General features: G+C 69.9%; 5 protein-coding genes (1 of these 5 cut by a window edge). 2 read left to right on the forward strand and 3 right to left on the reverse strand.

The window, feature by feature from the left end; all coding sequences use genetic code 11:
- A protein-coding gene (locus ACFVH2_RS03850; protein WP_378422428.1) for a non-ribosomal peptide synthase/polyketide synthase crosses the window boundary here: on the forward strand, window positions 1–7879 show its 3' end. 19661 nt of this gene lie to the left of the window's left edge; only the last 7879 of its 27540 coding nucleotides appear in the window; its start codon lies beyond the left edge, outside the window; it ends in the stop codon at window positions 7877–7879.
- Window positions 7880–7968: 89 nt separating this feature from the next.
- Here the strand turns inward: ACFVH2_RS03850 and ACFVH2_RS03855 are convergent, their stop codons facing one another.
- From ACFVH2_RS03855 to ACFVH2_RS03865, 3 genes are read right to left on the reverse strand one after another with little or no spacing between them, the layout of a single operon-like run.
- Window positions 7969–8610 (reverse strand): Maf family protein, encoded by a 642-nt coding sequence (locus ACFVH2_RS03855; protein ID WP_378422430.1) that lies wholly within the window; start codon window positions 8608–8610, stop codon window positions 7969–7971.
- A complete protein-coding gene (locus ACFVH2_RS03860; protein WP_378422432.1) occupies window positions 8607–8906 on the reverse strand; it encodes an acyl-CoA carboxylase subunit epsilon in 300 nt (99 codons plus the stop codon). The genes ACFVH2_RS03855 and ACFVH2_RS03860 overlap by 4 nt, the downstream gene beginning before the upstream one ends.
- Window positions 8903–10543: an acyl-CoA carboxylase subunit beta gene (locus ACFVH2_RS03865; RefSeq protein ID WP_378422434.1), complete on the reverse strand. Its 1641-nt coding sequence runs from the start codon at window positions 10541–10543 to the stop codon at window positions 8903–8905. Before ACFVH2_RS03865 ends, ACFVH2_RS03860 begins: the two co-directional genes overlap by 4 nt.
- Window positions 10544–10692: 149 nt before the next feature.
- Here ACFVH2_RS03865 and ACFVH2_RS03870 point away from each other — a divergent pair, with 149 nt between their 5' ends.
- On the forward strand, window positions 10693–11535 hold the full coding sequence (locus ACFVH2_RS03870) for a biotin--[acetyl-CoA-carboxylase] ligase (protein ID WP_378422436.1): 843 nt from the start codon (window positions 10693–10695) through the stop codon (window positions 11533–11535).
- Window positions 11536–11569 lie beyond the last annotated feature (34 nt).

The raw sequence follows: 11569 nt of genomic DNA on the forward strand, positions 1-11569 counted from the left end.
CGGTGAGCTGTACCTGTCCGGCGCCGGGCTGGCCCGTGGCTACCACGACCGCGCCGAGCTGACCGCGCGCAAGTTCGTGGCGAATCCCTTCGGCGAGGCCGGGACCCGGATGTACGCCACGGGTGACCTGGTGCGCTGGACGCGTGACGGCGAACTCGACTTCGTGGGCCGCGCCGACTCACAGGTCAAGCTGCGCGGGCTGCGTATCGAACTCGGTGAGATCGAGTCCGCCCTCGTCGGCTGCGACGGGGTGTCGCAGGCCGTGGTGACAGTGCACGAGAGTCCGTACACCGGGCAGCGACTGCTCGGCTATGTGGTCGGTGACCCGGGGGTCGCCCTCGATCCGCAGGAACTGCGCACTCAGCTGTCGGCGTCCTTGCCGGCGTACATGGTGCCCGCTCAGGTGGTGGTGCTCGACGCGCTGCCGATGATGGTCACCGGCAAGCTCGATCGCAAGGCGCTGCCGGTGCCGGAGTTCGAGGCCGTCGCCTTCCGGGCGCCCTCGACGCCGGTCGAGCAGATCGTCGCCGGGGTGTTCGCCGAGGTGCTCGGAGTCGAGCGGGTCGGTGCCGACGACGACTTCTTCGCCCTCGGTGGCAACTCGCTCATCGCCACCCAGGTGATCTCCCGGCTCGGTGCCGCGCTGGACGCGCAGGTGCCGGTGCGGGTGCTGTTCGAGGCCTCGACGGTGAGCGCGCTCGCGGTGGCGGCGGAGCGGCACGTCGGTGCCGGTGGCCGGGTGGCGCTGGTCGCCGGTCCGCGGCCGAAGCGGATCCCGCTCTCGCTGGCGCAGTCCCGGATGTGGTTCGTCAACCAGTTCGACACCGCCTCACCGGCCTACAACATTCCGCTGGCCATCCGGCTGACCGGAGAACTCGACGTGACCGCGTTGCGGGCGGCGGTCGGTGACGTGCTCGCCCGACACGAGTCGCTGCGCACGGTGTTCCCCAACTCGGCGGACGGCCCCCACCAGGTGGTCGCGGACCTCGGCGAGTTCACCGCAGACCTCGACGAGGTCGACGTGCCCGCGGACGCCCTCACGGCGTCGCTGGTCGAGTTCGCGTCCCGCGGGTTCGACGTCTCGACCGAAATCCCGTTGCGCGCCCGGCTGTTCAAGATCGGCCAGAGCGGAGCCGGCGGAGCGACCCAGTCAGACACTGCAGAGCACGTCTTCGCGGTCGCGGTGCACCACATCTCGGCCGACGGCTTCTCCGTCGGACCGCTGGCCCGCGACGTGATGGTGGCCTACGGCGCCCGGGCCGAGGGGCTGGCGCCGGCGTGGGAGCCGTTGGCGGTCCAGTACGCGGACTTCGCGCTGTGGCAGCGCGAGGTGCTCGGGTCGGAGGACGATCCGGCGTCGCTGGCGGCGGTCCAGCTCGGGTACTGGCGTGAGCAGTTGGCCGACGTACCCGCGGTGCTGGAGCTGCCGACGGACCGCCCGCGTCCGCCGGTGGCGTCGATGCGCGGTGCCCGGACCGAGTTCACCGTGGATGCGGAACTGGCCGGGCGGCTGCGTGAGCTCGCGCTGGCGACGCAGTCCACCCTGTTCATGGTGCTGCACGCGGCGTTGGCCGCGACGCTGTCGCGAGTCAGCGGATCGAGCGACATCACCGTCGGCACCCCGATCGCCGGTCGCGGCGAGGCGGCGCTCGACGACGTGGTCGGAATGTTCGTCAACACCCTGGTGCTTCGCACCGAGATCGACCCCGCCCTCGGCTTCGACGAGTTGCTGGCACAGACGCGCAGCACCGACCTGGCCGCGTTCGGTCATGCCGACGTGCCGTTCGAGCGGGTCGTCGAGGTGGTGAATCCGCCTCGCTCGCAGGCGCATTCGCCGCTGTTCCAGGTGGCGCTGTCGCTGCAGAACATGGGGGTGACGTCGTTCGAACTGCCGGGCATCGCGGTGTCGGCGCTCGACACCGAGCTTGCCGTCGCGAAGCTGGACCTGGAGCTGACCTTCCGCGACGGCGAGGACGGTCTGGCGGGTTCGCTGATGTACGCGGCGGACCTGTTCGACGAGTCGACGGCGCGTGGGTTCGTCGAGCGGCTGGTGCGTCTGCTCGGCGCTGTCGCGGCCGACCCGGCGGTGCCGGTCGGCGAGCTCGACCTGCTGGGCGAGGCGGAGCGGGCGACGGTTGCGGAGCGGGCGCTCGTGGCGCCGTTGCCGGTGCGGCTGCTGCCGGAGATCCTGACGGCCGGTGCGGCCGTGGACCCGGAGAAGGCCGTGCTGGTTGCGGGCGGCACCGAGATGACCTATGCCGAGCTCGATGCGACGTCGAACCAGATTGCGCGGCTGTTGATCTCGCGGGGGGCCGGGCCGGAGTCGTTCGTGGCGCTGGCGTTCCCGCGGTCGATCGAGTCGGTGGTCGCGATGTGGGCGGTCGCCAAGAGTGGGGCCGCGTTCGTGCCGGTCGACCCGGCGTTGCCGGCCGGGCGGATCGAGCACATCCTCGCCGATTCCGGTGCGGCACTGGGGTTGACGATCACCGGGGTCCGCGAGGGTCTGCCGGGCACGAGCGAGTGGTTCGAGCTGGACGGCGAGGCGGCCGTGGGATTCTCCGACGCCCCGGTGACGGACCTGGATCGGACGATGCCGCTGTCCGCGGACAACGTGGCGTACATGATCTACACCTCGGGTTCGACCGGCATGCCGAAGGGTGTGGTGGTCACCCATACCGGGCTGACCCCGTTCTGCGCGGAGTCGCGTCCGGATTTCGCCGTCACCGACACGTCTCGGGTGCTGCGGATGTCGTCCGCCAGCTTCGACGCGTCGCTGTTCGAGATGATCTCCTCGTTCAGTGCGGGCGCCACCATGGTGGTCGCGCCGCCGGAGGTCGTCGGCGGTGACGAACTCGCGGTGCTGTTGCGCGAGCAGCAGGTGACCCACGTGATGAGCGCGCCTGCCGCGCTCGGGACCATGCGCGGCGAAGACCTGCCGGCATTGCAGATGGTCGGGGTCGGCGGCGACGTCTGCCCACCGGAACTGGTGGCGCGACTGGCGCCGGGCCGACGGTTCTTCAACGGGTACGGCCCGACCGAGACCACGATCGTCGTCACCCTGACCCGGCCGATGTCGGTGGGCGATCGGATCACCATCGGCGCCCCGATCGACGGCGTCGGTGCGGTGGTGCTGGACACGCGGCTGCGGCCGGTGCCGCTCGGTGTGGTCGGTGAGCTGTACCTGTCCGGGCTCGGGCTGGCCCGGGGCTACCACGATCGGGCCGAGTTGACGGCGAGCAAGTTCGTGGCGAACCCGTTCGGCGGGGCCGGGACCCGGATGTACGCGACCGGCGACCTGGTGCGCTGGACGTCCGAAGGTGAGCTCGACTTCTTGGGCCGCGCCGACTCGCAGGTGAAGCTGCGCGGCCTGCGGATCGAACTCGGCGAGATCGAGTCTGCCCTGGCCGGGTGCGCCGGGGTGGCGCAGGCCGTCGTCACGGTGCACGACGATCCGCACACCGGGCAGCGGTTGCTCGGCTACGTGGTGGGCGACGTGGACTGCGCGCTCGATCCGCAGGCGTTGCGCGAGGAACTGGCGGGTTCGCTGCCGGTGTACATGGTGCCGGCGCAGGTGGTGGTGCTCGAGGCGCTGCCGGTGACGGTCAACGGGAAGCTCGACAAGCGCGCGCTCCCGGTGCCGGAGCTGCAGGCGCGGGAGTTCCGTGCGCCGTCGACTCCGGTCGAGGAGATCGTGGCGGGTGTGTTCGCCGAGGTACTCGGGGTGGAACGGGTCGGTGCCGACGACGACTTCTTCGCGCTCGGCGGCAACTCGCTGATCGCCACCCAGGTGGTCTCGCGGCTCGGCGCGGCGCTGGATGCGCAGGTGCCGGTGCGGGTGCTGTTCGAGGCGTCGACGGTGAGCGCGCTCGCCGTCGCGGTGGAGCGGCATGCCGGTGCCGGTGGACGCCCGCCGTTGGTGGCCGGTCCGAGGCCGGAACGGATCCCGCTCTCGCATGCGCAGCAACGGATGTGGTTCTTCAACCAGTTCGACACCAGCTCGCCGGCGTTCAACATTCCCTTCGTGTTGCGGCTGACCGGCGACCTCGACGTCGCGGCACTGCGGGCTGCGATGGCCGACATGGTCGAGCGGCACGAGTCGTTGCGCACGGTCTTCCCCGACTCGGAAGACGGTCCGTACCAGGTGATCCTGCCCGCCGCGGACGTGGTGCCGCAGCTGTTGCCGGAGCGGGTCGACCCCGCACGGCTGGAGGCTCGGGTGCTCGAGGTGGTGGGCGGCGGGTTCGACGTGACCAGTGCGGTCCCGTTGCGCGCGGCCCTGTTCCAGCTGGACGAGCGCGAGTTCGTCCTCGCCGTCGGCATGCATCACATCTCCGCTGACGGTGGGTCGCTGGCCCCGATGTCGAGGGACATCCTGGTCGCCTACGAGGCCCGACGGATGGGCCTCGAGCCGGCCTGGACGCCGCTGACGGTGCAGTACGCGGACTACGCGCTGTGGCAGCGGCAGATGCTCGGCGACGAACACGACGAGGAAAGCCTGGCCGCCAAGCAGATCGGCTACTGGACGCGGACTCTGGCCGGGGCTCCCGAGTTGTTGGAACTGCCGACCGACCGACCGCGGCCGGCGGTCGCGTCGAACCGCGGCGGCAACGTGAACTTCACGCTGTCGGCGGATCTGGCGGATCGGATCGATCAGCTGGCGCGCGAACACAACTCCACCTTCTTCATGGTGGCCCACGCGGCGCTCGCGGTACTGCTGTCGAGGCTCTCCGGCTTCGACGACATCGTGATCGGAGTGCAGGTCGCCGGCCGCGGCGAGGAGGCACTCGACGACCTGATCGGTATGTTCGGCAACACCCTGGTGATGCGAAACCAGGTCGAGCCCGCAACCGCGTTCACCGACTTCCTGGGGCAGGTCCGTACGAATGACCTCGACGGTTTCGCGCACGCCGACATCCAGGTCGAGCAGTTGATCGACGTGCTCAATCCGACCCGGTCGACCGCGTATTCCGCGCTGTTCCAGGTCCTGCTGGTGGTGCAGAACTTCGCCCGCACGGAGTTCGAGATGCCGGGACTGACCGTAACGCCGTTCGACACCGTGGCCGACGCGGCGAAGCTGGACCTCCAGGTGACGCTGTCGACGGAGTTCGACGAACAGATGCAACGCACTGGGATCGCGGGGACGTTCAACTACGCGCGCGACCTGTTCGACGAGTCGACGGTGGTCGGGTTCGCGGACAAGTTCACCGCGATCCTCGAGGCCGTCACGAGCGAGGCCGGGCTGGCCGTCGGCGCGATCGAATTGCGCAGCGACGCCGAACGCGCCGCGTTGGCCGGCTGGAACCGGACCGATGTCGCGGTGCCGGAGATCACGCTCGTCGACGCCTTCGCGGCGCAGGTCGAGCGCACCCCCGAGGCCACCGCGCTGATCTTCGACGACCAGGTACTGACCTATCGGGAGTTCGACCTCCGGGTGAACCGGCTGGCGCGCTACCTGGTCTCGGTCGGGGTCGGACCCGAGACGCTGGTCGGAATCGGGATGTACCGCTCGGTGGAACTTCTGGTCGCCGTGTACGCCGTCCACGCGGCGGGCGGCGGCTACCTGCCCCTCGATCCGGAGCACCCGGACGAGCGCACCGAGTACGTCGTGGCGGCCGCGAATCCCGTCGTGGTGCTGTCTCGATCGGTGGACGCCGGCGACCTACCGGACTCCGTCGAGGTCGTGGAGATCGACGCGCTCGATCTGTCCGGCTTCGCGGACACCACGCTGACGGATGCGGATCGACTGCGGCCGTTGCGGCCGGCGAACGTCGCGTACACGATCTTCACCTCGGGGTCCACCGGCCGTCCGAAGGGCGTGGCGGTGACGCACCGCTCGGTCGTGAACCAGATTGCGTGGATGCAGGGCCAGTATCCGCTGGGCCCGTCCGACACCGTGCTGCAGAAGGCGCCCGTCACCTTCGACGTGTCGGTGTGGGAGCTGTTCATGCCCCTGCAGGTTGGCGCCCGCATGGTGGTCGCGAAGCCGGGTGGGCATCGCGACCCCGAGTACCTGGTGGCCGTCGCCGAGGAATGGTCGGTGACGATCATGGAGTTCGTGCCGTCGATGCTGGACGTCTTCCTGGCCGATCCGCAGCTGCGGTTGCCGTCCTCGCTGCGGTACGTGCTCGCCGGCGGCGAGGAACTACCCGCTGACCTGGCCCGGCGTTTCGCCGCCCGCTCCATCGCCGTGCTCGACAACACTTATGGACCCACGGAGGTCACGGTGACCTCGACGGCGCACCGGATCGGGTCCGACGTCGGTGTCGTCGTGCCCATCGGCCGAGGGGTCTGGAACACCCGTGCTCACGTGCTCGACGCGCGCCTGAACGAAGTGCCGGTGGGTGTGCCGGGCGAGCTCTACCTGGCGGGGCTGCAGCTGGCCCGCGGGTACCACGACCGCGCCGACCTGACCGCGGAGCGGTTCGTCGCCGATCCGTTCGGCGGCGGTGGCGAACGGTTGTACCGGACCGGAGACCTGGTTCGTTGGAATCCGAACGGCGAACTGGAGTTCTTGGGCCGCACCGACTTCCAGGTGAAGTTGCGCGGTCTGCGCATCGAGCTCGGTGAGATCGAGACCGCATTGGCGGCGGACCCGTCGGTGCGGGCGGCGGTGGTTCTCGTGCATTCTGGATCCGCGGGCCAGCAGCTGATCGGCTACGTGGTCCCCGAGGGCGACGTCGAGATCGACACCGCGGAGCTCCGCCGGGAGATGTCGACGACCCTGCCGTCGTACATGGTTCCCGAGACGGTCATGGTGCTCGACGAGTTCCCGCTGAGCGCCAACGGCAAGCTCGAGCGTCGGGCGTTGCCGGTGCCGGAGGCGGCGATACGCGAGTATCGGGAACCGGTCACGGACGTGGAACGCGCGATCGCCGCGGTGTTCGCGGACCTGCTCGGCGTGGAGCGGGTCGGGTTGGACGACAACTTCTTCGAGCTCGGCGGCAACTCGCTGATCGGCATGCGGGTGGTCGGGCGACTGCGGGTCGAACTCGACGCGGTCGTCCAGCTTCCCTGGCTGTTCTCCGACCCCACTCCGGAGGCCCTGGCCCGACAGATCGAGCACGGCGCCGAGGACGTCACCGAGCATGCCTTCGACATTCTGTTGCCGATCCGCGAGCGGGGCACGCGCCCGCCGGTCTTCTGCGTGCACCCGATCATCGGGTTGGCGTGGTGCTACACGGGATTGACGCAGTACGTCGACCCGGCACGGCCGATCTACGGGTTGCAGACGCCGGCCGCACAGGGCGACGGCGAGCTGCCCGGTTCGATCGAGGCCGTCGCGGAGCTGTACCTCCGAGAGATCCGTCGAGTGCAGCCGTCCGGGCCGTATCACCTGCTCGGGTGGTCGCTCGGCGGCACCATCAGCCATGCGATCGCGGTGCAGCTGCAGGAGCAGGGCGAGCAGGTCGAACTGCTGGCGATGCTCGACAGCTTCACCGCCGAGACCCTTCCCACCACGCCGAACGGCGCGGTGACCATGGCCGAGGTCCTCAGCGGCATGGGCATGGACGGAGTCGGTGACCAGCTGGTCTCGGATGTCACCGAGGCGCAGGCGGTGGCCGTGTTCAGTCAGCTGACCGGGCAGAGCGCGGAACAGGCCGCCGATGTCGTCGGCCGCCTCCTCGCGGCCGCCGAGCACAACTCAGGCCTCACCGAGACGTACCGGCCCGGGGTGTTCGACGGCGATCTGCTGTTCTTCACCGCTGCCGAGGACGACCCGAGCGGTGAGCGCTCGGCGACGGGGTGGCGGGACCACGTCAGCGGCACGGTCCGCAATCACGGTGTCGCCAGCACCCACTGGGGGATGACGTCGCCGTCCGCGTTGGCCGCGGTCGGTCCCGTGCTGCGCGAGGAGCTGTCCCGGCTGAGCACGCAGTAGCGCGCACCCGTCCCGTCACCGAGAGGTGACGGGACGGGTGACGACCCGACCGGGGGTCGGCAGAAGATGGGCCGGACGCGGTAGCCGCCTCAGTCGGGGCGGTTGACCGTCCACAGTTCGGAGATGCCGACGCCGACCTCGCCGAGCAGTCGGCGGACCAGCGGCAGGCCGATGCCGATCACGCTGGACGGGTCGCCCTCGATGCGGTCGATGAACCAGCCGCCGAGTCCGTCGAGGGTGAAGGCGCCGGCGACCTGCATCGGTTCGCCGGAGTCGAGGTAGGCCTCGAGATCGTCGCCGGACGGCGTCCCGAAGTGCACCACCGTGGCGCTGTCCGCAGCGGCCTCGGTGGCGATGGCGCCGCCGCGCACGCGCAGCACGCAGTGGCCGGTCAGCAGGGTGCCGCTGCGCCCAGCCATCGAGCGCCAGCGAGCGCGGGCGACGTCCGCGGTGTGCGGCTTGCCCTGGAGTTCGCCGTCGATCAGCAGCATGGAGTCGCAGCCGATCACCACGGCGTCCGCGAGGATCTCGGCGGGCAGGTCCGGCAGGACCGCCGACGCCTTGGCCCGGGCCAGCTCCGTCACGACGTGCTGCGGAGTGGCCCGGGGTCCGAGCGCGGTTTGGATCGCGTCCTCGTCGACGCCCGAGACGTGCACGTGCGGCTCGATCCCCGCCTTGCGCAACACAGTGCGTCGCGCAGGCGAGGCCGAGGCGAGGACGAGCCGGGTCACGCCCGGTTCTGGAACGAGTACGGGGAGAACGGTGCGCGTGCCCGGTGCATCTTCACCGGGTCGCCCCAGTGCTCGGGCGGCGTCGTGTCGACCGGGGCCTCACCCGAGGAGGAGGCGGCGGCGAACACGGCGACCAGAGCGGCCACCTCGACGTCGGTCGGCGAGCCCTTGACCACCTTGATGACCGGCAATTGCGCACCTTCGGTTGCGGCCACCGCGGCAGCGTCGACGGTCGCGGCGGCTTCGGAAAGCACCTCGACGTCCTCGAGTGTCGTCTCGCGAGTCGTAGCTGTCACAGCGGAATGTTCCCATGCTTCTTGGGGGGAAGGGTAACCATCTTGCGCTCGAGCAGGCGCAGAGCCGCGACGATCTGCCCGCGGGTGTGGCTCGGCGGGATGACCGCGTCGACGTAACCGCGCTCGGCGGCGACGTACGGGTTGACGAGGGTGTCCTCGTACTCGTTCTGCAGCTCGAGGCGCAGTGCGTCGACGTCGGCGCCGGAGGCAGCGGCGTCCTTGAGCTGCTTGCGGTAGACGAAGCCGACGGCGCCGGAGGCGCCCATGACGGCGATCTGGGCGGTCGGCCACGCCAGGTTGACGTCCGCGCCCATGTGCTTGCTGCCCATGACGTCGTACGCGCCGCCGTAGGCCTTGCGGGTGATGACGGTGATCTTGCCGACGGTGGCCTCGCCGTACGCGTACAGGAGCTTTGCGCCGCGACGGATGATGCCGTTGTACTCCTGCTCGGTGCCGGGCAGGAAGCCGGGCACGTCGACCAGGGTGATGATCGGGACGTTGAATGCGTCGCAGGTGCGCACGAAGCGTGCGGCCTTCTCGGAGGCGTCGATGTCGAGGCAGCCCGCGAACTGGGTGGGCTGGTTCGCGACGATGCCGACCGAGCGGCCGTCGACGCGGCCGAAGCCGACGATGATGTTCGCGGCGCGCTCGGCCTGGACCTCGAGGAACTCGTCGTCGTCGAGGATCCGGCGGATCACCTCGTGCATGTCGTACGGCTGGTTCGCCGAGTCCGGGATCAGGGTGTCGAGCTCGAGGTCCTCCGCGGTGAGCGAGTCCTCGATCGAACCGACGATCGGGTCGGACGGCTCGAGGCGCGGTGCGGCGGCCTGGTTGTTGGACGGGAGGTACGAGAGCAGGTCCTTGACGTAGTCGAGGGCGTCCTGCTCGCCGGAGGCGACGTAGTGCGCGACACCGGACTTGACCATGTGGGTGTGGGCGCCGCCCAGGTCCTCCATGGTGACGTCCTCGCCGGTGACGGTCTTGATCACGTCGGGGCCGGTGACGAACATCTGCGAGGTCTGGTCGACCATCACGACGAAGTCGGTCAGCGCGGGGGAGTAGACGTGGCCGCCGGCGGCGGGACCCATGATCAGCGAGATCTGCGGGATCACGCCGGAGGCCTGCACGTTGCGGTGGAAGATCTCGCCGTACAGGCCGAGCGAGACGACGCCCTCCTGGATGCGAGCGCCAGCGCCCTCGTTGATGCCGACCAGCGGGCGGCCGGTCTTGAGTGCCAGGTCCATGACCTTGACGATCTTCTCGCCGTAGATCTCGCCGAGGCTGCCGCCGAAGACCGTGGCGTCCTGGGAGAACACGCAGACGTCGCGGCCGTCGATGGTGCCGTAGCCGGTGACGACGCCGTCCCCTGCCGGACGGTTCTCCGCGAGACCGAAGTTGACGCTGCGGTGCCGGGCGAGCGCGTCGAGCTCGACGAAGGAGCCCTCGTCGAGCAGGGCGGTGATCCGCTCACGGGCGGTGAGCTTGCCCTTCGCGTGCACCTTGTCCACCGCGGCTTCGCCGCTCGGGAACTTGGCTTCTTCCTGACGTCTCTGCAGGTCAGCGAGCTTTCCTGCGGTCGTGTGGATATCAGGGGTGTGCGTCGCCTCTTGCGCGGTGGGCTCCTGGACACTGGTCATGGGCAGAGAGCTTATCGACTACCCCTCCGCCCCTGTCGACCGAGGTCAGCTTGTGTTCAATCATTGAACCTAAGCTACTGACGGGTACGGAAATCGTCGGCGGGGCGACGAGATCGCGGTGAGAACCGAGGCGGTCCTACTCTCGAACCATGTACACGGACCTGAACCGGCCACCCCTGGGCGTCGATGCGTTGCGCAAGGCACTGGTGAGCACGGGACCCGACGGTGACCCGCGCGCCTTCTACTCGACCCTGGACGTCGTCGAGGAGACCGGCTCGACGAACGCGGACCTGCTCGCCCGCGCCGCCGATTCGGCCCTCGATCGAGCGGTCCTGATCGCGGAGTACCAGGACCACGGTCGCGGCAGGCACGCGCGCAGCTTCGTCGCACCGCCGCGCTCGGGAATCTCGGTGTCGGTCCTGCTGCGGATGCCGGGCCTGCCGCTCGACCGGATGGGGTGGCTGCCGTTGCTGACCGGGGTCGCCACGGTCAACGCGCTGCGCTCGGTCGCGGAGGTCGACGCCACGCTCAAGTGGCCCAACGACGTCCAGATCGACGGCAAGAAGGTGGCCGGCATTCTCGCCGAGGTCGCGGCGACCTCCCCGGTGCCGTCGGTGGTGGTCGGTGTGGGTCTCAACGTCACGATCACGCAGGAGGAGTTGCCGGTCCCGACGGCGACCTCGCTGCAGCTCGCCGACGCGGCGACCACGGATCGGGACACGCTCGCCCGGGCGATGCTGCGCGAGCTGGCCCTGCAGTGGTCGGCGTGGCGTGACGACGAATGGCGCACGGACGCGCTGGCCGCCGACTATCGCGCGCGCTGCGGCACTCTCGGTCAGCGGGTGCGGGTCGAGCTGCCCGCCGATCGTGAACTACTCGGCCTGGCGTCGGATGTCGACGAGCAGGGCCGGATCGTGGTGCGACCCGACGGTGGCGGCGAGCCGGTGGCCGTGTCGGCCGGAGACGTCACGCATCTGCGGCCGCAGGGGTGACCAACGACGAACGCCGGGCGTGGACCAGCTGGTC

The organism is Rhodococcus sp. NPDC127527 (genome assembly GCF_042672245.1).
Lineage (GTDB): Bacteria > Actinomycetota > Actinomycetes > Mycobacteriales > Mycobacteriaceae > Rhodococcus_G.